Genomic DNA, 20703 nt, shown 5'->3' with positions numbered 1-20703 from the left:
GTTGCACACTGCGTAACGAAGCCTATGATCAACGCGACGAACCCTCGTAGCCGAGTGACCGTGCGGCGAGGAGGTGCCGGATGTCGGACACCGCTCCCACCTGGGGTTATGTCGTCGTGACCGGTCTCGCCGGGCTGGCTGGCGGCCTGCTCGTCGCCGCGCTGCTGGTCGCTGGTCGCACTCCGCGACCAGCTGGAGAGTCTTCGCCGCCCACCCCGCCGCCCGTGCAGCAGGTGACGGTCACGGTGACCGGCCTCCCTCTGCCGCCGATCACCGTGACCCATCGCCCGCCCGCACCCCCGGCCCCGCCGCCGCGCACCACCACGGCCACGGTGTCGGTCACCCCCACGGCCTCCAGCCCGTCGGCACCCCCGCCGACCACACTGGCCCCGACCACCGGGTTCGTCCGCGACGAACGCTGAGGTCAGCCGACGTCGCGCCGCCGCCAGCTGGCCAGGCCCGCTGCCAGCACGACCGCCGAGACCGCCAGCAGCACCACGAGCGGAAGTGCGGTGAACACCTCGCCGGGCACCTTCGGCGGATGCTGGAACGGCGAGACGTCCAGCAGCACCTGCGGCGCGTTGACGACCGGCCCGAACATGCTGATCAGCAACGCCAGCGCCGCCACGCCCCAGGCTGCGGTCGCCAGCTTCGGCAGCAGCCCGAAGATCAGCGCGGCCACCGCGACGATCACCCATGCCGCGGGCACCTGCACCGCGACGGCCGCGACCATGTTCCCGACCGAACCCCCGACGTCACCACTGCGCAGCCCGTTCGACAGCCCGAGCAGCACGCCCCCGACGAGCACGAGCAACGCGCTGCCGAGGAACGCGAACACGAGGTGGCTCGCGGCCCAGCGCAACCGTCCGACCCGCGTGGCCAGCAGCGGTTCGAGCCGGATCGCCGTTTCCTCGGTGCGCATCCGCAGCGTCGCCTGCACGCCGTAGAGCGAGGCGAGCATCGCGAACAGGCTCACCATGGTCGCGAGGAAAGCGTCGACCAGTCCGTGCGATCCGCCGAGCCGTTCGAAAATCTGCCTGCTCTGCTCGGTGCCGCCGACCAGACCGGAAATGCCCTGCGCGATCGTCCCGAACAACGCGCCGCCGACCGCGAGCCCGACCAACCAGCCGAGCAACGGACCCCGTTGCAGCCGCCAGGCCAGCGAGAACGGCGACCGCAGCGACGGCGCGGCCTCGCTGGGTCCGAGCCGTGGCGGAAGCAGGCCGACGCCGACGTCCCGGCGCGGCAGCAGCACGTAGGCCACGACGAACAACACGAGCGTGGTCGCGAAGGGCAAAATCAGTACCCACCAACGTTCTTCGGCGAACGGCCGGATCTGCTGCGCCCAGCCGAGCGGCGAGATCCACGACAGCCAATGTGCGTCCGTGGTCGAATCTCCCGCGCCGCGCAACAGAAACGCGACGCCGAGCACGGCCGTGCCGATGCCGTTCGCGGTGCGCGAGTATTCGCCGAGCTGCACGGCCACCGCGGCGACGCCGGTGAAGACCAGGCCGGCGAGCGCAGTGCTGGCGCCGAGCGCGACGGAACCCGCCGCGGGAACCTTCGACGCCAGCGTGCTCGCTTGCAGCGCACCGATCAGCACGCTCGCCCCGCCGGTCACCGCGAGTGCGGCGGTGAGCGGCGCGTATCGACCGACCACAGTGGACGCAAGCAGTTCGGCGCGGCCGGTGTCCTCCTCCGCGCGGGTGTGCCGGGTGAGGGTGAAGATCGCCATCAGGCCGGTCAGCAGAGCCAGGAACCCGCCCATCCGCCAGGCGATGAACCCGCCCGCCGTGCCGAGGTTGAACGCCGGGCCGTAAAGCAGCGCGAACGACGGGTTCGCGGCGGCCGACGCGACGAGCCCGGCCCGGCTCGCGGCGGTCGGATAGAACTGGTCGTAGCTGCTGATCGTGGCCACCGGGATGAGGCTGAGCAGAACGATCCAGATCGGCAGGATGATCCGGTCGCGGCGAAGGGCCAGCCGGATCAGCGGCCCGGTGCCGTTGAGCGCGCCGGTCATTTCCCTGCCTCGAGTTCGTCCGCGTAGTGGCGCAGGAAGAGTTCTTCGAGCGTCGGCGGCCTGCTTTCCAGGCTGCGCACGCCGATCTGGGTCATCTGGCGCAGCGCGTCCTCGAGCGAGCGGGTTTCCACGTCGAAGCGGACGCGGTTGCCCTCGACCTTGAGGTCGTGCACGTCGGAGAGCTTGGCCAGGCCGTTCGGCGGTCCGCACAGCTCCGCGGAGATCGAGGTACGAGTGAGGTGGCGCAGCTCGGCGAGCGTCCCGGACTCGACCGTGCGGCCGTTGCGGATGATGCTCACCTTGTCGCACAAGGCTTCCACCTCGGCGAGGATGTGGCTGGACAGCAGCACGGTGCGGCCCTGCGCGCGTTCCTCCTGGATGACTTCCTGGAAGGTGGCCTCCATCAACGGGTCGAGGCCCGAGGTCGGCTCGTCGAGCAGCAGCAGGTCCACAGTGGACGCGAGCGCGGCGACGATGGCGACCTTCTGCCGGTTGCCCTTCGAGTACGTGCGGCCCTTCTTGCGCGGGTCGAGGTCGAAGCGCTCGACGAGTTCCTCGCGGCGCTTCTGGTCGAGGCCGCCGCGCAGCCTGCCGAGGAGGTCGATGACCTCGCCGCCGGACAGGTTGGGCCAGAGGTTGACGTCGCCGGGCACGTAGGCGAGCCGGTGGTGCAGGCTCGCGGCGTCGCGCCACGGGTCGCCGCCGAGCAGCCGGACCTGGCCGGCGTCGGCGCGCAGCAATCCGAGCAGCACCCGGATCGTGGTGGACTTCCCGGCGCCGTTCGGACCGAGGAATCCGTGGACTTCCCCCGCGGGAACCTGAAGATCAAGGCCGTCTAGGGCCTTCACCCGGCCGAATGCCTTGTGCAGGCCGGAGATCGCAATGGCGTTTCCCATGGTTCGGAAGCTACACTCTTTTCACGAAGTTGTGAAGTTAAGAAAACGTCTGGACCGAGTGATCTTCCGGGGAGGCGTGGGAGAGGATGGACGGATGACGACGCCTGAGACAGAACGTGACGAGGACGCCGTCCGCCGATACGTCGAGAGCCTGGGCCTGGTGATGGCTCAGATCGGGATGCAGCGCATGTCGGCGCGGGTTTTCGCGGCGCTGATGACGACCGATTCGGGACAGCTGACGGCTGCCGAGCTCGCGGAGCAGCTGTCGGTGAGCCCGGCCGCGATCTCCGGTGCGGTGCGGTACCTCGACCAGATCGGCCTGGTGCGGAAGGTCCGCGAACCCGGCGAGCGCCGCGACCACTACCAGCTCTACGACGACCTCTGGTACGCGACTTTCCTCAAGCGCGACCGTTTCCTGATCATGTGGCGCGACGCGGCCACCGAGGGCATCGACGCGCTCGGCTCGGACACTCCCGCCGGGAAGCGGCTGGCCGAGATGCGGGACTTCCTGGCGTTCATGCTGGTCGAGGTCAACAACCTGTACGACCGCTGGCACGAGCTGCGGAAGAACCGCGACTAGCCGAGCTTCTCGATGGTCGCGACCAGGCGGTGTGCGAGGTCCGGGCGCGGCTCTCGGTCTTCGAAGGACGCGAGGAACGCCTCTTGGAAGCACGCTCCGAGCAGGAGCCGGGCCGCGGCCTCGACGTCGAGATCGCTGCGCAGCCTGCCCAGCTTGACCTCGGCGGCCAGGTAGTCGGCGACGAGCTGGATCGGCAGGTCGGGGCCGTTTTCGAGGGTGTCCCGGTGGGTGCGGAGCAGGTCGCGCGAGGAGAAGATCGAGACGGAGATCGGGAAGCTCGCGCAGTAGAAGGCCAGCGCCGTGGTGGTCAGCTCGGCGAGATTGTCGCCGAGTTCTGCCTTCCCGGGGTTTTCGGTGAGCCTCGCCACGGTGGCGACGAGGTCGGGCAGCTCCTCTTTCAGCACTGCCAGGAAGAGTGCGGTCTTGTCGCGGAAATGCTTGTACAGCAAGGCTTCCGAATAGCCCGCGGCCTGCGCGATCGCCTTGGTCGTGGCATGTGCGTACCCGCGTTCCCGCATGACCGTCGCTGCTGCGGCGACGAGGTCTTCGCGGCTTCCCATGTGTGCTCCCTGAGGGTCTTCTCAGCGTGGTGAGTGTTCACTCACCCTAGCTGGTAAGTGTTCACTCACCCCCTCTTTGGAGGTCTCTCATGAAGATCACCGTCCTAGGCGCGAGCGGCCGGATCGGCGGCCTGGCGGTGCGGGAAGCGCTGGCTCGCGGATGGCACGTAACCGCCGTAGTCCGCGACCCTGCGCGGTTGACTGTGCCCGCGCATCCCCGATTGGACGTCGCGGTTCACACGCTGACCGATCCTCGCCTGGCCGATGCGGTAACTGGTCGTGACGCTGTTGTCCTGGCCCTTGGCCCCACGGACCTCAAGCCGACGACGGTCAACTCCGACGGCACTCGCTCCGTGGTGTCCGCGCTGCGTGGTTCGCAGACGCGGTTTGTCGTGGTGAGTGCGTCGGGTCTGCCTTCTCCAGGGGATGCCCTGTTTTCGCGGTTGCTGCTGAAGCCGTTGCTGGGGGCGGTGTTGCGCAATGGATATGCCGACTTGCAGCGGATGGAGACGATCCTGCACGAGGCTCCGGAGGTGCGGTGGACGATCGTGCGCCCGACGAGGCTGACGGACAAACCCGCGCGGGCTCGGGTGCGCAGCCAGGTGGGGCGGGATGTGCGGGGGAGTTACCAGATTTCGCGGGCGAACGTGGCGCGGTTCTTGCTGGACGCGGTCGAGGACGATTCCCTGACGGGGAAGACGGTGTCGATCGCTCAGTGACGAGGCTGTCGGCGATTGCCGACACCTGGGCTGGCTTGCCCGGGGCCCGCCGCCTGTTGCTGGATTGCCTGGGCGCCGCGGCCGGTGGCTGGGTTGCCTAGGTCCCGTCGCTCGTTGCTGGAGTGCCGGGGCCCCGCCGCCCGTGGCTGGAGGCCTGGAGCCCGCCGCGCGTGGCTGGATTGCCTGGGCGGCCGCCGCCCGTGGCTGGATTGCCTGGGCGGCCGCCGCCCGTGGCTGGAGGCCCGGAGTCTCGCCGCCGGTGGCTGGATTGTCTGGGGTCCTGCCGCCCGTGGCTGGTGGTTTCTGTCGGCAGTTGCAGACATGCCGCTGGCGGCTTTCCCCAAACTATCCCCAGGGTTGTCCACAACTCACATCCCCTGTGGACAACTCCCTCCGCGGACCCGGATTTGTCGTAGGCCCTCGTTACTGTCGGAGGCATGGCAGTTCTTCGGCTGTTCCTCCTCTTCCTGATGGCACCCGTGCTGGTCGCACAGGCGGTCCGGGTGCGTCGGGCGACTCCGCGGCTCCCCGGGGCCGACGGGCCGATCGAGGGCGCTCTCGGTTCCGGGCGACCGCTGCGGCTCACCGTCATCGGCGAGTCGACTGTGGACGGCGTCGGCGCGCTCACCCACGCCGACGCACTCACCGGCCAGCTCGCGGTGGGGCTGGGGCGCGCGTACCCGGACCGGGAGGTGCGGTGGCACGCGCTGGGCATCACCGGTGCGTCGGCGCGGGTGGTTCTCGACGAGCTGGTTCCGCGCGTCCGGGCGGCGGACGTGCTGGTCGTCGCCCTCGGCGTGAACGACACCCTGGAACTGCACTCGGCCGCCCGGTACCGGCGGGATCTGCTGGCGATCGTCGTCGAGGTGCGGCGGAGGGCCGGCGATGTCCCGGTCGTTCTCGCGGGCGTGCCGCCGCTCGCGAGTTTCCCGTCCTTGCCCCGGCCGCTGCGGGACGTGCTCGGCGCGCGGTCCGTCGCGCTCGACCGGGCGGCGCGCGAGCTGACCCGGCTTCCCGGGGTCACGCACATCCCGTTGGCGCCGGGATTGCTCCGTCCGGGAATGTTCGCCGCTGACCGTTTCCATCCCGGTCCGGACGGTTACCGCGCATGGGCCGCCGCGCTCTCGGAGGGATTACCGATCGTCACTGACGGTTGGCATCCGGGGGAGGTGACGCGGCCTTCCTGACCGGCAGGTTCACAAAAATCCCAAAAACTTTGGCGCTCCGTGTATCTAGGCGCACCCTGGATGCGTCCTATAGGGCGAACCAAGGAAAGGGAGGGCCACATGCCTGCGGATCAGAAGAACGAGCGGCAGCCGGGAACCACCGTTCCGCCCGTCAAGACGAGCCCCGCGCCTGGGGCGAACCGGGGAGTGCAGCCGGACGGCAACCACGAGCCGCTCGACGACACCGGTACTGCCAAGTAGCGAGACGGGCGGCGCCCGGGAGCCGAGGGGGCTGCCGGACGTCGTCAGCCGGAGGGAGTTCGGGGAGGAATTCCCTTCCGGCGGGGCCCGACAGGGGAGCGGGCCCTCATGGGGGGCGGGGAGTACCGGTCGGCGCGCGCGAGCAGCCCGCGCTGGCCGGTGCGCACCCGCACACTGCACGCTCCGCGTGCACGAGCACTGAACCGGCGACCTGATCGGCACAAGGGGCGATCAGGCCGGCGGCCGGTGCTTGGTTAGAGAGATGGACGTGACGGCGAGGACTGGCGCGCGAGCTGGTCCGGTCTCCGCTCGGCCCGGGTCTGGGGGACCCGGCCCGGCAGGACGGGTTTCGGAGGGGACCCGCTCGGCTTGCTGAGCAGACCGGAGCGGCGGAAGAGGCCAGACCTCAGCGGACTGGCTCGCGGGCTGGCGTGGCTGGACGGGTTCTGGGAGGGGTCTGTTCGGTTGGCGGGTTTCGCAGGCGGGTGCAAGCGGACTGGCTTGCAGGCTGGCGCGGCTTGGCGGATCTCGGGGGAGGGATCCGTTCGGTTGGCGGGCTTCGTGGGCAGGTTCAAGCGGACTGGCGTGCGAGCTGGCCTGGCTTGGCGGATCCGGGGAGGGATTCGTTCGGCTGGCTGGTTTGTGCGCCGGTTCAGCGGGATTGACGGGCTGGCCCGCGGGTTGGCGTGGCTGGGCAGGTCCGGGGAGGGATCTGTTCGGCTGGCGGGCTTCGCGGGCAGGTTCGGCAGGACTGGCGGATCGGTCCGCGGGCTGTCCGGCTGCGGATCTCGGGGAGGGATTCGCCGGGTGCCGGGCTCGCGGGCTGGTCCGGCGGTTGGCTTGCGGCGTGGTCTGGCCGGGCGGGTTCGGGGAGGAATCCGCCTAGCCAGACCAGGCCTGCGAACTGGCCTGACTGGCTCGGCCGGGCGGATCCGGGGGAGGGATCGATCCGGCCGACGGGCGGGACTGGTGAATCGGCTGGCAGCTTCCGGGCTGGCGAGGACGGGTGGATCCAGGGGAGGGATCCACCCGGACGAGCCAGGTCGGCGGGGCGCGATGGGTCGTTGGGGGACTCATCGGGTCCGACGGAGCTGTCGGGACGCGGCCGTGCTGGAGGGGGAGCCCGGCCGGTCGTGTCCCGGCACCCCGCCGGTCCCGACGGAAGCCAGCCGGATTGTCAGGCCCGGGAGAACACGCCGGACCTGCGCAAACACTGCCGGGCGAACGGCGCGAAAACCGCAGCAAGACCCGCACAGCCACCGCGCCGAAGCAGCACCACAACCGCAACCGCAGCACCGCCCGCACCAGAGCAGCACCGCAGCACCGCCCGCGCCGAAGCAGCACCGAGATCGCAGCACTATCCGCACCACAAGCAGCACCGGAACCGCAGCAAAGTCGCACCAAAGCCGCCCCAACCGGCTCCAAGAAAAAACTCACCCGAAAAAAAGTCAGAGATTCATGTATCCCAGAGCCAGTTGTTCGCTCCTCAACCTAGAGCCCACCCACGGGGCACACACCGTGCCCCGGTACACCATCCGCATCACCGAACCCACCGAAAGAGCGCGCACAATTCACGATCGATCCGGTACCCGACCGGAGAGGCGACCCGCGACGGGCCCGGCCGTGCCGACACGACCGGTGGCTTGCTCGCCTGGGTCGGCCCACCTCCGGAGTGAGGCAGCTACGGTGACCGACGTGCACACCACCGAGGTAGACCCGCCCTGGGAAGGCCTGACCGGCGCCGACTTGCACGCCGCTTGCATGAAAGCGGCGCAGGGCGGCGATCGGCGCGCCATGGCGAAACTTGTCGACGAGCTGACGCCGCTCGTGTGGCACGTCGCGCGCGCCAACGGGCTCGACCGGCAGCTGGCCGAGGACGTGGTCCAGACCGTGTGGCTCGCTCTGTTCAGCCAGCTCGCGAAGCTGCGCGACCCCCGCGCGCTCGCCGCCTGGCTGATCACCACGACTCGCCGCGAGGCGACCCGTCCCTACGGCAGGCGCACCCAGCCCGTGCCGCTGTCCGACGAGGTCGCCGCGACGCTGGAAAGCGATCATCCCGCGCCTGAGGAGGAAGCCGTCCGCGCCGACCGGGACCGCCGGGTCTGGCGCGCCTTCCTCCGCCTGCCCGCACGCTGCCAGGAGCTGCTGCGGCTGACCGTCCTCGCCGGCCGCGCCGAATACCGCGCGGTCGCCGAGGCTATGCAGATGCCGCGCGGCAGCGTGGGGCCTACCAGGGGCCGCTGCCTCGACTCGATGCGCGATCTGCTCGCAGGAGAAGGGGGTGCCCGGTGAGCGACAACATCGGCAGGCCGGGACACGGCCAAGCGATTCCGGACGACGAGGCCATTCTGGCTGATATCGGCCGGTTTCTCGACGAAATAGACCCGCCGCCGGACGATCTGGTGCAGCGGGTCCAGTTCGCGCTCGAGCTCGAGAACCTCGACGTCGAGGTCGCGCGCTGGGAGCGGCTCGACGAACTGGCGGGCGTCCGCAGCACGGCGACCGGCACGATCACCTTCACCGTCAGCGACCTGACGGTGATGATCAACCTGACCAAAATCGGGAAGACGCACCGGATCGACGGCTGGCTCGCGCCCGCGGGCGAGTACGACGTGGAGGTACGGGTCGCCGATCACGGCACGTTCGCGACGGCCACCGACGAGGGCGGACGGTTCGTGCTCGAACGCGTCCCCTGCGGAACCACGCAGATCCTCGTGCACCTCGGCGCCGGCGCGCACCGCCGCACCGTCGTCACGCCGACCGTCGTTCTCTGAGAAACCCGGACGGGCGTTATGGAGAGTGGCGGAGGTGTGCTCCCATAGAGTCCGTGTCCGCGCCCGTCCATGATCGTACGATCGCGGCGGCGTCCGATCTGTACGCGCGCGGCCGGGCCGCCGCGTCCGACCAGCGGCCCGGCATCGCGGTGCGGTTGTTCCGCAGCGCGCTCACGCGGCTGGCGCGCGTCGCCGAACCGCTGCCCGAGCACCGGGAACTGCAGGTGCGGGTGCTGGTGAGCCTCGGCGCGGCCGAGGCCGAGGTCGCCTCCACCGACGCCGGTCTCGCGCACCTGGAGACCGCGCGGCAGCTTCGCGACCAGCTGCCGGAAAGCAAGGCCGTCCGCGAACTGGGGTTGTTGGTCACTGGCCAACGCGCGGTGGTGCTGATGCGCGGCGGCCGGTTCAGCGAATCGCTTTCGGTGTACGACGCCGTCATGCCCGGGATCGAGGCCGAGTTCGACGACTCCCGCCGGACGCTGGTGGTCATGCTCCTGAACCGGGCCCTCGTGCACATGGCGCTGAACCAGCCGAACGCCGCGCAAGCCGACCTCGAGCGCGCGCTCGGCTTCGCCCGCGAGAACGGGCACACCCGGCTCGAAGGCAAGATCCGGCAGAACCTCGGCGACCACGCGCAGCTCATCGGCGACGTCCCGCAAGCGTTGTCCAGCTACGAACAAGCCGCGCGGATCCTCGTCACCGAATCGCCCGGTTCGATCCCGTTGATCCGGCTCGACCAGGCCCGCGCGCTGCTCACCGCGGGCCTCGCCGACGAAGCGGGCAAGCACCTCGACGAAGCGCTGCCGGAGTTGCGCGCCAACGGATCCGGCCAGCACATCGCGGAAGCTGAGGTCGCGCGCGCCGCGGCCGCGTTGCTGGAGGGCGATTTCGCGTTGGCGCGAAAGTCTGCCTCCGACGCGCGCCGCCGATTTCTCCGCCGCGGCAATCGGACGTGGGCCGAGATCGCCGGTCTCGCGCGGTTTCGCGCGGAAGCACAACAGGTGCTGTCGGACCGCCAAGGCCGGTCTACCTCGCGGTTGCCCGCCGAACTTGTCTCCATCGCCGAACGGCTGGCCGCGCTGGGGCTGCGTGATGAAGCGGCCGTCGCGCGGCTCTTCGCGGTGCGATTGCTGATCCGCCGCAAGGAAATCGCCGAAGCCTCGCTCGTTCTCACGCACGTTCCCGCCCCGCGCGCGACGTCGCCGGTCGACCATCGGATGCTGTTCCGGTTGTGCCGGGCGGAATTGGCCGTCGCCGAGGATCGGCCGCGCGCCGCGCTCGCGCAGGCCCGCGCCGGACTGCGCGAACTCGGCACGATCCGCGACCGGATGGGCGGGCTCGATCTGTTGTGCGGCACGGCCGTGCACGGCGAGGAACTCGGCAGGCTGGCGATGCGGCTCGTGCTGCGGCGCGCGCGCCGGAACGCGGCGGGCGCGCGGCGGATGTTCGCGTGGCTGGAACGCACCCGGGCGCAGGTTTACCGGTACGAACCGCTGCCGGTGATCGAGGATCCGGTGCTGGCCAAGCACATCAACGAGATGCGGCACGTCCAGCGCACCATTCAGCGCGCCCGGCTGGAGGGCGAGCCGGTGAAGGCGCTGGAGCAGCGGTACAACCAGCTGCAGCGCGAGGCGAGCAGGCTCGGCTGGTACACGAGCCAGTGGGGCCGCCCGCGTCCGGTCGCGACGCCGGACGAGGTCGTCGCCGCGCTCGGCGACCGCGTGCTGGTGAGTTTGGTGCCGTACAACAATCAGCTGTACTCGGTGGTCGTCGACCGCGGGACGTTCCGGCTGCTCAAACTGGGGCCGCTGGACGACATCGTGGAGACCGCGACCCAGTTGCACGCCGATCTCGACGCGCTCGCGCCGGACCATCTGTCGCCGATCATGGCGGAGACGGTGTCCGCGTCCGCGCGCCGCCGGGCGGAGAAGCTCGACGCGCTGATTTCCGCGTCGCTGGTCAAAACGCTCGACGATCGCGAGCTGGTGATCGTCCCGATCGGGCAGCTGTACGCGATGCCGTGGGGCGCGTTGCCGTCGCTGCGCGGGCATCCGGTGTCGATCGCGCCGTCGGCGACCGCGTGGATCACCGCGAAACGCCCCGCCGAGGACGGGCCGGTGCTGCTCGCGGGCGGTCCCGGGGTGCCGGGCGCGGTCGGCGAGGTGAGCAAACTGCGCTCGGTCTACCCGGACGCGCAGCTGGTCGAGGGCGATGAGGCGACGAGCGCCACGGTTCTGACCGCCTTGGACGGCACCCGCTTGGCCCACCTGGTCGCGCACGGCGCGCACGAGCCGGCGAACGCGCTGTTCTCCCGCGTGGAGCTGGTCGACGGCCCGCTGTTCGCCCACGAGACGACCCGGCTCGCGAACCCGCCGGAGCGCGTGGTGCTGGCCGCGTGCGAGCTGGCGATGAGCCACATCCGGCCGGGCGAGGAAGCGCTGGGCTTCGCCGGGACGCTGCTGGCGAGCGGTTCGCGGACGGTCATCGGCGCGGTGGCCCGAGTCGGCGACCGCGCGGCGGCCGACACGATGGCGGACCTGCACCGGCGGCTCGCGGAGGGGACTTCACCCGCGCTGGCGCTGGCGGAGGCGGTGGCGGTGGATCCGATGCGGCGGCCGTTCGTGTGCCTCGGGGCTGGCTGAGCTCCCGGAGCCGACGGCAGGGTTGGCGAAGGAAGCAGCGCGGCGGCAAGTCCGCAGTGCGCGGCGAGGTTTCGTGCGCAGCGGTGCCAGTGAGAACCAGTCGCCGCGCACGAGGGTTGGCGCGAGCAGCGCTCAGCCCAGGAAGTCGGCCAGCGGGACCGGGGTCAGGCCGTCCTGCTTGGCCCGGGCGATGAACGCTTCGTAGTCTTCCTTGAACGTCTTGCGGAAGTGCATCAGCACGATGTCGCCCGGGCGGAGCTTGTCGCCGACCTGGAACTGGACGACGCCGTCGTTCACCGAGGCGGTCCACAGGACCGTCGCGCGCATGCCGCACATCGCGGCGGCCTTCAGGGTGTTGTCGTCGTAGTTGCCGAACGGCGGGCGGAACAGGCTCGGGCGCACGCCGAGCGACTTCTGGAAGTCGTCCGCATCGTCGCAGATTTCCTTTTTCTGGAAGTCCAGCGGTTTGCCCTTGAGGTTCGGGTGGTTGACCGTGTGGTCGCCGAGCACCGCGCCGGTCGAGTCCAGGATGGCCTTGAAGTACGCCTCGTGGCCCTTCACGTACCGATTGTTGAGGAACAGCACCGGATGCCCGCCGGACTGCTGGATCAGGCCCTGCGCGGACGGGTCCTTCACGGCGCCGTCGTCCATGGTGATGAAGACGTACGGCTTGTCGGTCTGGATGCGGCGGACCACGCCGACCTTGCCGTCCTGGATCGCCGGGGCCTTCTGCTGCACGGTGCCGAACGGATACGGCCCGGGCGGCGGGCCCGGCTTCGCGGCCCCCGGGGCGGGGTTCGCCTGTTCCGGGGGTTGACTCGAATCAGGACCGGAGCACGCCGACAGTGCGAGCAAACCGGCCAATGCTGCCGCCAGCCACCGCTTCGCCATGCTGCTTCCTTTCCCTCGGGGTCACCCGAGGGGATGACGTCTGTACTCCAGTCTGAGTTGATCGTTGTGGTGCAACGCACCCCCGTCAGGCAGCACGATTGCCCGCTTTGGCCAGCTGTGTGGCCAAAAATCCGATCACGCTGCGCAACGTTGCGAGGGCGACAGGCCCCGTTCCGGGGATGCGTTCGGTGAACGACCCGGACCACCTGAGGTCCGTGCCGCCGCTGGCGTTCGGCGTGAACACCACCTCCGCACGATAGTCGTGGACCGGGCTGAAACCGTCGATTGTGTAGACGTGGCGTCGGTCCGGTACGTATTCGAGAGTCCGCTCGCGCAGCAGAACCGGCCACAATCCGACTTCCCGGACGGCGCCGACCTTGCCGTCGTCGCCGAGCGCCGACCACCGGGACTGCCACACGAGCGGCCGCGCCCACGTCGACCACAGCGACCCGTCGCTTTCCAGGCGGAACAGCACTGGCGGTGGCGCGCTGCTCACCTTGTTGACCTCGAACGAGTACTTGCGACCCGGCATGAAAGCTCCTCGAACACGTTGTTGGCAGAGCGACAAATCAATCCCGGACGGCCCCGGTAGGTCAAGATGGTGCGGTGAGCCGCCCCGACTTCGCCGCGCCGCACTGGCTGACGCAGCTTCTGCGTTCCAAACCTGTTCCCATTCCGTGGAACATGGTCGCTCGCGCGGTGGTCGCGCTGGCTACCCCGCTGGCGGTCGCGTACGCGGCGGGCGACATCGCGGTGGGTGCGCTGATCTCCACCGGAGCGCTGCCGACCGTGCTGTCCGAGGCGGCCGGGGCCTACCGCTACCGCGCGCGCCGGCTGGGCGGGGCGACGTTCGCGGCCGGGGTCGGGTACCTCATCGGACTCCTGACTGGCGGCATGCCCGCCTGGTCGATCCCGGCGATCGTGGTGGTCGCGGCGGTTTCCGCGCTCATCAGTGCGGCGGGTAGCAACGCGTCGGTGGCCGGGCTGCAGATGTTCGTCTTCTGCGTACTCGGCACCGCGCAGCACGCGACCGGCGTACGCACCGAAGTGCTCTTCGGCCTCTTCTGCGCGGGCGCTGGCTGGGGACTGCTGGTCGCGCTCGGCACCTGGACGCTTCGCGCGACGAGCCCCGAACGCACAGCCGTCGCGCAGGTCTACATCGAACTCGCGGCGATGCTGTCGGCGGAGGACGAACCGACTTCGCGGGTCGCGCGCCACCAGTTGACCACCGCGATGAGCACGGCGTACGACCGGCTGCTGGTCGCGCGTTCCTGGCTGTCCGGTCGAGACGCGGCGTATCGGCGGCTGCTGAACCGGCTGTCCGCGACGACGCCCGCGGTCGAGGCGTCGGTCGCGATGGTCAACGCCGGACAGCGCGCCCCGGACGAGGTGATCGACTACCTGACGCGCGTGGCCGCGTCGGTGCTCGCGAGCCAGCCGCTGCCGCCCGCACCCGAGCTGGCGGACGAGAACGCCGACGCGGTGGTCAGCGCGCTCTACGCCGGGCTGGCGCGGATCGGGAAGCTCGACGACCGCAAGCGCCGCAAGAAGGTCTCGCTGCTGCGTCGCGTGCGCGAGTGGGCGAGCGGGCTTTCCGGACCGCTGACCTGGCTGGCGACGTTGCGGCTCACGGTGTGCGTCGCGGTGGCCGAAGTGGTGGCGCTGATGGTGCCGTTCGAGCGGTCGTACTGGATCACGCTCACCGTGGGTGTGGTGCTGAAACCGGACTTCGGCTCGGTGTTCGGCCGCGCGGTGCTGCGCGGGATGGGCACGGTCGCGGGCGTCGGGATCGGCGCGGTGGTACTCGCCTTCGGCGCGCGCGGCTGGGTGCTGGTGGCGCTGATCGCGGTGTTCGCCGGCGGGGCCGCGGTCGGGAAGGTGCGCAATTACGGGATGCTCGGCACGTTCGTGACGCCGCTGATCATCCTGCAGATGGACCTCGCCAACACCGGCAGCTGGACGGTCGTGCTGGCGCGGCTGGTCGACACCGTGATCGGCTGTGTGATCGTGCTCGTCGTCGGCTATCTGCTGTGGCCGGGTTCGCGGCGGCCGACCGTCGGCGGGCGGCTGGCGGACAGTTTCGACACCGTCGCCAAGTACGTCCGGACCGCGATGGTGCTGAACTCGACCAGCGAATCGCGGCTCGCCCGGTCGCGGGCCCGGCGCGGGGCGTATCGCGCGCTCGCGGACCTGCGGACGGCGTTTCAGCAGGTGATCGTGGAACCGTCGCCGGCGGGACGGCAGGCGGTGGCGTGGTGGCCGGTGATCGCTGGCCTGGAACGCGTGACCGACGCGGTGACCGAAGTCGGCGTGACGATCGGGGAGGGCGCGCCCGCTCCGTCGCCCGCGGACATCGAGCTGCTCACGGATGCGTTGGCGGAGCTGGCTTCCGCGGTCCGCGAGCAGCGGGACCCGGATTCGGTGCCGATGCCGGACAACCCGCGGCTCGCCGGGGTGGTGGACCAGCTCGGCTCGACCTTCGACGCGGTGCGCGGCCCGGACCTGGTGGAACGGTCGCCGCTGCGGCTGGTGCGCCGGTTCCTGCCTTATCACCGGCGCACCTGAGCCTGGCCGAAGCGCCCCAATGCGCCATTGGGTGCGTCAGACGCACCGAACGCCGCATTGGGTGCGTGGGATGCACCGAATGTGGCGTTGGGGCGCAACGGATGTACCGAACGCCGCATTGGGTGCGTGGGATGCACCCAACGCCGCATTGGGGCGCAGCCGGGCCCAACCCGGAGGCGGAGCGGTTACTGCTGTCCGCCGGGCTGGCCGCCCTCGGCCTGGCCGCCCTCAGGCTTCGGGCCGTCTTCGGGCTTCTCGCCGCCTGCTTCGTTCTTGCCGGTGACCTTGCCGAGCAGGTCCTTCGCCTTGCCCACGCCGCCGTCGATCTGCGAGTCGTGCCCGCTGACCTTGGACTTCGCGAATTCAGCCGCCTTCTCGAGACCCTGCTCGAGCTTGCCGCTGTTCTCGCGCAGCGCCTCGGTCGCCTTGTTCTTGATCTCGTCGAAGTTGATGCCCATCGAATGCCTCCCCGGGGTTGGGATTGAGAGGATTCAATCGTCACACACCAGGCGTTCCAGGCAAGTCAAGACACTTCGCCGAGTGCGACCGCTCCGTCCAGTCCGGTGATCCGGCCGCCGCGTTCGCCGAGCGCGACGAGTCCTTCGCGGGCGTCGGCGGCGGTGAGGTCGATGCGGACGCCGGACAGCGCCGCGTCGCGGGCCGCTTCCAACGCCAACGCGCCTTCGTGGCCTGCGTTGATGGTCGCGGCGAGGCCGCCGGTGGACGCGAGCGAGCCGCGGGCGGCGCCGAGGCGGCCGAGTGCGTCGTCCACGATCGGGAGCAGGGCGTCGCGGTTGCCTTCGGTCATGGCGCGCACCAGGTCCGGCGACGATCCGGCCACGCGGGTGCCGTCGCGGAACGAGCCGGCGGCCAGTGTCATCGCGAGCGGGCCGCCCTGTGCGCCGACCGAGGCGAGGATCGCGGCGAACAGGTGCGGCAGGTGCGAGATCCGGGCGACCGTCTCGTCGTGCGAATCGGCGGGCAGCGGGATGGCGTGCGCGCCGACGTCCAGCACGAGCCGGGTGACCTCGGCCCACGCCGTGAGGTCGGTTTCCTCTTCGACGCCGACGACCCAGGCCGCGTCGCGGAAAAGCATCGTGTCGCCCGCGAGCCAGCCGGAGCGCGACGTGCCCGCCATCGGGTGTCCGCCGACGTAGCGCGTGTACGGCGCGCGGCGGCGGACTGCGTCGACCATCGGGCCCTTCACGCTGACCACGTCGGTGAGGATGCAGTGCGACGCGTGTTGCGCGACCTGCCGCAGCAGGTTCTCCACGGCGGGCAGCGGCACCGCGATGACCACGATCGCGTCTGCGGCCGCAGCCCGCTGTAGCGCGGCCTCGGCGTCGGTGGTGACGTCGTAGCCGCCGCGGCTCGCCGCGTCAGCGTCCACTTCGGACACTGTGGTTCCCCAGACCGTCCTGCCGCTCGCCGCGGCGGCTCGCAGCAGGGAACCGCCGATGAGCCCGAGCCCGATTACGCATACGTCTCGCACGGGGCCATCCTGCCAGTGCGCGCAAGCGGCTACAGGACGGCGGCCAGCCGGGTGCCCTGGTCGATGGCCCGTTTGGCGTCGAGTTCCCGCGCTTCGTCGGCCCCGCCGACGAGATGCACCGGCACGTCGCCGAGCGCGCCGGCGAGCTCCCGCACGGATTCCTGGCCTGCGCAGACCACCACGGTGTCGACTTCCAGCAGCCGCGGTTTCCCGTCGATCGTGACGTGCAGGCCGGCGTCGTCGATCCGGTCGTAGGAAACGCCGCTGATCTTTTCCACGCCCTTGGCGCGCAAAGCCGCGCGGTGCACCCAGCCGGACGTCTTGCCGAGCCCGGCCCCGATCGGCGACTTCTTGCGCTGCAGCAGGTAGACCTGCCGCGGCGACGGTTCCGGCTTCGGTTTCGCCAGCCCGCCGGGTGCGAGCGCGTGGTCGGTGACGCCCCATTCGGCCATCCAGGCGTCGCGATCCAACGCGGGCGACGAGCTGTGCGTGAGGAATTCGCTGACGTCCACGCCGATGCCGCCCGCCCCGATCACCGCGACGCGCTCGCCGACCGGTTTGCCGTGCCGCACGACGTCCACGTACGACAGCACCTTCGGATGATCGATCCCGGGCAGCGACGGGACCCGCGGCGTGACGCCGGTGGCCAGCACGACCTCGTCGAAGCCGGTCAGATCCGCGGCGGTCACCCGGGTGCCGAGGTGCACTTTCACGCCGGTGACCTCCAGGCGGCGCGTGTAGTACCGGATGGTCTCGGCGAATTCCTCCTTGCCCGGAATCCGCTGCGCGATCCCGAACTGGCCGCCGATTTCGTCGTCGGCCTCGAACAGTTCGACGTCGTGGCCGCGTTCGCCGAGCGCGGTCGCGGTGGCGAGCCCGGCCGGTCCGGCTCCGACGACGGCGACGCGTTTGACTCGCCGGGTCGGCAGCAGGTTCAGGGTCGTTTCGTGTCCGGCCCGGGGATTCACCATGCAGGACACCGGTTTCCGGCTGAACGCGTGGTCGAGGCAGGCCTGGTTGCAAGCGATGCAGGTGTTGATCTCGTCCGCGCGGCCGGTTTCGGCCTTGCGGATCCAGTCCGGGTCGGCGAGCAGCGGCCGGGCCATCGAGACCAGGTCCGCGTCGCCGTCGGCGAGCGCTTGCTCCGCGACGTGCGGGAGGTTGATCCGGTTCGAGGTCACCACTGGCACTGACACGTGCGGCTTCAGCTTGCCGGTGACCCAGGTGAACGCGCCGCGCGGCACCGACGTGACGATCGTCGGCACGCGGGCCTCGTGCCAGCCGATGCCGGTGTTGATGATCGTGGCCCCGGCGGCCTCGACGTCGCGGGCCAGCGCGACCACGTCGTCCCAGCTCTGTCCGCCTTCGACGAGGTCGAGCATGGACAGCCGGTAGATGATGATGAAGTCCGGCCCCACTTTTTCCCTGGTGCGGCGGACGATCTCGACCGCGAACCGGCGACGCTTCTCCGCGGTGCCGCCCCACGCGTCGGTGCGCCGGTTGGTGCGTTCGGCGAGGAACTGGTTGATCAGGTAGCCCTCGGAACCCATGATCTCGACGCCGTCGTACCCGGCGTCGCGGGCCAGCGCGGCGCAATCGGCGAACGCGCGGATGGTGCGGTGCACTCCGTACGCCGTGAGCGCGCGCGGGCGGAACGGATTGATCGGCGCTTTGCGGCTCGACGCGGAAACGCTCAGCGGGTGGTAGGCGTAGCGGCCGGCGTGCAGGATCTGCAGCGCGATTTTGCCGCCCTCGGCATGCACCGCGCTGGTGAGCAGCTGGTGGTTCTTCGCCTCGGCGGGTGTGGACAGCTTGGAGGCCAACGGCAACAGCCAGCCGGTGCGGTTCGGCGCGAATCCGCCGGTGACGATCAGGCCAACGCCGCCGCGCGCGCGTTCGGCGTAGTACTCGGCCAGCGCCGGGAAGCGAGAGGCGCGGTCTTCGAGACCGGTGTGCATCGAGCCCATCAGGACGCGGTTGCGCAGCGTCGTGAAGCCGAGATCGAGCGGAGACAGCAGGTTCGGGTACTCGGTCATCGTCCGTCCTTCTCGTCTGCCTGCAACGCGGTCAGGATTTCTTCCAACCAGTCGACCTGGCCTTCTTCGACCCGGATTCCGCCGCGCAGCACGAGGTACTGGTGCAGCGGGCGGCCGCGGAGCCGGTCTGGGGCGGGGAAGTCGCGCTTCTCGATCTGCCGGTACAGCTCAAGCCGCTCAGCGTGCGCGTCGCGGTGCCGGGTGATCTCGGCGGCGACCGCCTCGGGGTCTCCGAACGACGCGCCGCGCAGCTTCACCGCCAGCTCCTGCGGCCCAGCTGACGGCGACGGTTCGGCGAGCCAGCGGCGAAGTTCGACCCGGCCCGGCTCGCTGACGGTGTAGACCTTCTTGTCCGGCCGACCGTCCTGGGCCACCACGTCGACCGCGACCTGACCGGCCTCCTCCATCCGCTTCAGCACGCGGTAAATCTGCTGGTGGGAGGCGCTCCAGAACAGCCCGATGGACTTCTCGAACCGGCGCGCCAGCTCGTAGCCCGAGCCGGAGCGTTCCGAGAGCGAGACGAGGATCGCGTGCTCCAGTGCCATGCCGGACAGTGTCATATGCAACTAGATGCAGTGCAACTGAGTGCAAGCCAGGTCACCCGCAGAGGGGGCAAAACGGGTCGATCGCAGGGGCGAAGAGCACCAAGATGGAGGGGTGGATCCGGTTCTGGAACTGCTTGCCGAGCGCATCGCCGAGGGCAGCGTGCCGGGGCGGCGGACGGACGGCCGCAGGCTCGCGCTCGCGGTGGAGGGCGGCAGCAGCCGCGGCACGTATTCGAGCGGAATGGCGCTCGCGCTCGACGAACTCGGGGCCGCCAGCGCGTTCGACGACGTCTACGGCGCTTCCGCCGGGGCGCTCAACGCGGCGTGGCTGTTGTGCGGGCGTTCGCGGACCGGCGTGCGGACCTGGTGGAACCCGGTGGTGATGCGGCGGATCATCAACCCGCTGCACGCCCTGCGCGGCCGGGCGGTGGTCGACCTCGAGTACCTCGTGCACCAGGTGTATTCGGTGCTCGAACCGATGGATTTCCCGGCGATCCTGGCGAATCCGGTCGGCTTCCATCCGCTCGCCACCGATGCCGACACCGGTGAGTCGACCGATCTGCAGCCGTTCATCGAGGACGTGGCCGGGATCAAAACCGCGCTCGCGGCGTCGTCGTGCATGCCGGTGCTGGCCGGGCCGCCGATCGCGATGGGCGGGCGGCGGTTCGTGGACGCGGGGATCGCCGAGCCGCTGCCGTTCCGCACCGCGCTGGAGCAGGGCGCGACCGATGTGCTGGTGCTGCGGACCCGGCGCGAGGACGAACTCCCGATGCGGCCGCCGCGGGTGCAAGACGTGGTCGTGCCGCGGTTTCTGCGCCGCCACGCGCCGGGCACCATCGATGCTTGGCGCACGCAGTACCAGCGGGATCTGGAGGACGAACGCCAGCTGCAGGAAGATCCGCGGCTGACGAGCGTCCGGCCGCCGTTCGGTGCGCCGGATGTTTCTGTGCTGGAGCGGGATCCGGCGGTGCTGCGGCGTGCGGTGGAGTTGGGGCGGGACGCGGTTTACGCGGCGTTGGACGTGCTGCGCAAGGCGTCGTGAGCGCGGTTGCGGACGGTGATTCGTTGGGCGGCGAGGGAAACCGCGAGGTACAGCAGGATTGACGCGCCGCCGAGGCCTTTCGCTTCGTTGGCCGCATCGATGGCGAAGTCAAGTCCTAAGTGGACGCCGAAAGAGATGAGCCACAGCACGGCGGTTCGCCCATTGCCTTGCCGCCACAGGGTTCCGTCGGCCCGCCAGACCCGCATGGTGTAACCGCGGGCAACGCCGAAGCCACCGGCGATGACGAAACTGCCGACGAGCAAAAGGATCGCTGCGGTGGTCGGCGTGGTCTTGGCGATCGCGACGCCGAGCGAGGCGGCTCCGAGCGCGCTGATGACGAGCAGTACCACCGGCGGGCGGTCGGCGCGGCGGGCTTGAAGTTGCCGCCACATCAGCCAGGTCAGGACGACCAGACCGATCAGGATGTTGTCGAAGGTGTTCGGCACAGCGTCGACTGTGCCCGGGCCGGGTCGTCCCGCGCCTCCACCCGAGGGTGGAGGCCGGGTGGGAAAAC

20 protein-coding genes are annotated in these 20703 nt (G+C 70.2%); 10 read left to right on the top strand and 10 right to left on the bottom strand.

Going from position 1 to position 20703, the window contains the following annotated elements; genetic code table 11:
• Positions 1-80 precede the first annotated feature (80 nt).
• Positions 81-422, top strand: coding sequence for a hypothetical protein (locus ACWDNU_RS10585; RefSeq protein ID WP_370932486.1), 342 nt, complete (start codon positions 81-83; stop codon positions 420-422).
• A gap of 2 nt (positions 423-424) precedes the next feature.
• Here ACWDNU_RS10585 and ACWDNU_RS10580 read toward each other — a convergent pair whose 3' ends face one another.
• Positions 425-2020 carry an ABC transporter permease gene (locus ACWDNU_RS10580; RefSeq protein WP_449668599.1) on the bottom strand — a complete coding sequence of 532 codons (1596 nt, stop codon included), beginning with the start codon at positions 2018-2020 and terminating at the stop codon, positions 425-427.
• Positions 2017-2916 (bottom strand): ABC transporter ATP-binding protein, encoded by a 900-nt coding sequence (locus ACWDNU_RS10575; protein WP_449668598.1) that lies wholly within the window; start codon positions 2914-2916, stop codon positions 2017-2019. The genes ACWDNU_RS10580 and ACWDNU_RS10575 overlap by 4 nt, the downstream gene beginning before the upstream one ends.
• 94 nt (positions 2917-3010) lie before the next feature.
• Between ACWDNU_RS10575 and ACWDNU_RS10570 the strand changes: the two genes are divergently transcribed.
• The gene (locus tag ACWDNU_RS10570; protein WP_370932483.1) at positions 3011-3496 is read left to right on the top strand and encodes a GbsR/MarR family transcriptional regulator; all 486 of its coding nucleotides are present in this window, start codon (positions 3011-3013) and stop codon (positions 3494-3496) included.
• On the opposite strand, the gene ACWDNU_RS10565 is transcribed toward ACWDNU_RS10570, so the two are convergent.
• Positions 3493-4056: a TetR/AcrR family transcriptional regulator gene (locus tag ACWDNU_RS10565; protein ID WP_449668597.1), complete on the bottom strand. Its 564-nt coding sequence runs from the start codon at positions 4054-4056 to the stop codon at positions 3493-3495. The two genes, ACWDNU_RS10570 and ACWDNU_RS10565, sit on opposite strands and share 4 nt — an antisense overlap.
• Positions 4057-4145: 89 nt before the next feature.
• On the opposite strand from ACWDNU_RS10565, the gene ACWDNU_RS10560 reads away from it, so the two are divergent.
• The 6 genes from ACWDNU_RS10560 (at position 4146) to ACWDNU_RS10535 (ending at position 11618) form a co-directional block, all read left to right on the top strand.
• Positions 4146-4775 (top strand): NAD(P)-dependent oxidoreductase, encoded by a 630-nt coding sequence (locus tag ACWDNU_RS10560; protein WP_449668596.1) that lies wholly within the window; start codon positions 4146-4148, stop codon positions 4773-4775.
• A 437-nt stretch (positions 4776-5212) separates the two neighbouring features.
• Positions 5213-5962, top strand: a complete 750-nt coding sequence (locus ACWDNU_RS10555) for an SGNH/GDSL hydrolase family protein (protein ID WP_449668595.1) — start codon at positions 5213-5215, stop codon at positions 5960-5962.
• Between the two features lie 99 nt (positions 5963-6061).
• On the top strand, positions 6062-6202 hold the full coding sequence (locus ACWDNU_RS10550; RefSeq protein WP_449668594.1) for a hypothetical protein: 141 nt from the start codon (positions 6062-6064) through the stop codon (positions 6200-6202).
• A gap of 1686 nt (positions 6203-7888) precedes the next feature.
• Entirely contained in the window at positions 7889-8494 is a 606-nt protein-coding gene (locus tag ACWDNU_RS10545; protein ID WP_370932479.1) for an RNA polymerase sigma factor, read from the top strand.
• Positions 8491-8976, top strand: a complete 486-nt coding sequence (locus ACWDNU_RS10540; protein WP_354738939.1) for a carboxypeptidase regulatory-like domain-containing protein — start codon at positions 8491-8493, stop codon at positions 8974-8976. The genes ACWDNU_RS10545 and ACWDNU_RS10540 overlap by 4 nt, the downstream gene beginning before the upstream one ends.
• A gap of 53 nt (positions 8977-9029) precedes the next feature.
• On the top strand, positions 9030-11618 hold the full coding sequence (locus tag ACWDNU_RS10535) for a CHAT domain-containing protein (RefSeq protein ID WP_449668593.1): 2589 nt from the start codon (positions 9030-9032) through the stop codon (positions 11616-11618).
• Between the two features lie 132 nt (positions 11619-11750).
• On the opposite strand, the gene ACWDNU_RS10530 is transcribed toward ACWDNU_RS10535, so the two are convergent.
• Both ACWDNU_RS10530 and ACWDNU_RS10525 read right to left on the bottom strand, forming a co-directional pair.
• The gene (locus tag ACWDNU_RS10530; RefSeq protein ID WP_449668592.1) at positions 11751-12509 is read right to left on the bottom strand and encodes a polysaccharide deacetylase family protein; all 759 of its coding nucleotides are present in this window, start codon (positions 12507-12509) and stop codon (positions 11751-11753) included.
• Between the two features lie 85 nt (positions 12510-12594).
• Complete coding sequence (locus tag ACWDNU_RS10525) at positions 12595-13041, bottom strand: SRPBCC family protein (protein WP_449668591.1); 447 nt, start codon at positions 13039-13041, stop codon at positions 12595-12597.
• A gap of 74 nt (positions 13042-13115) precedes the next feature.
• On the opposite strand from ACWDNU_RS10525, the gene ACWDNU_RS10520 reads away from it, so the two are divergent.
• Positions 13116-15074: an FUSC family protein gene (locus ACWDNU_RS10520; RefSeq protein WP_370932475.1), complete on the top strand. Its 1959-nt coding sequence runs from the start codon at positions 13116-13118 to the stop codon at positions 15072-15074.
• A gap of 185 nt (positions 15075-15259) precedes the next feature.
• Here the strand turns inward: ACWDNU_RS10520 and ACWDNU_RS10515 are convergent, their stop codons facing one another.
• The 4 genes from ACWDNU_RS10515 to ACWDNU_RS10500 all read right to left on the bottom strand — a co-directional run bounded on the left by ACWDNU_RS10515 (position 15260) and on the right by ACWDNU_RS10500 (position 19147).
• The gene (locus ACWDNU_RS10515) at positions 15260-15532 is read right to left on the bottom strand and encodes an antitoxin (RefSeq protein ID WP_449668590.1); all 273 of its coding nucleotides are present in this window, start codon (positions 15530-15532) and stop codon (positions 15260-15262) included.
• A gap of 65 nt (positions 15533-15597) precedes the next feature.
• Entirely contained in the window at positions 15598-16566 is a 969-nt protein-coding gene (locus ACWDNU_RS10510; RefSeq protein WP_370932473.1) for a prephenate dehydrogenase, read from the bottom strand.
• A 29-nt stretch (positions 16567-16595) separates the two neighbouring features.
• Entirely contained in the window at positions 16596-18602 is a 2007-nt protein-coding gene (locus ACWDNU_RS10505) for an oxidoreductase (RefSeq protein ID WP_449668589.1), read from the bottom strand.
• The gene (locus tag ACWDNU_RS10500; RefSeq protein WP_449668588.1) at positions 18599-19147 is read right to left on the bottom strand and encodes a PadR family transcriptional regulator; all 549 of its coding nucleotides are present in this window, start codon (positions 19145-19147) and stop codon (positions 18599-18601) included. Before ACWDNU_RS10500 ends, ACWDNU_RS10505 begins: the two co-directional genes overlap by 4 nt.
• Before the next feature lie 112 nt (positions 19148-19259).
• On the opposite strand from ACWDNU_RS10500, the gene ACWDNU_RS10495 reads away from it, so the two are divergent.
• The gene (locus ACWDNU_RS10495) at positions 19260-20189 is read left to right on the top strand and encodes a patatin-like phospholipase family protein (protein ID WP_449668587.1); all 930 of its coding nucleotides are present in this window, start codon (positions 19260-19262) and stop codon (positions 20187-20189) included.
• Here ACWDNU_RS10495 and ACWDNU_RS10490 read toward each other — a convergent pair.
• Positions 20153-20635 carry a hypothetical protein gene (locus ACWDNU_RS10490; protein WP_449668586.1) on the bottom strand — a complete coding sequence of 161 codons (483 nt, stop codon included), beginning with the start codon at positions 20633-20635 and terminating at the stop codon, positions 20153-20155. The genes ACWDNU_RS10495 and ACWDNU_RS10490 overlap by 37 nt on opposite strands.
• Positions 20636-20703: the final 68 nt, after the last annotated feature.

The organism is Amycolatopsis sp. NPDC003676, assembly GCF_053587275.1.
This window is presented reverse-complemented; position numbering and strand designations above follow the sequence as displayed.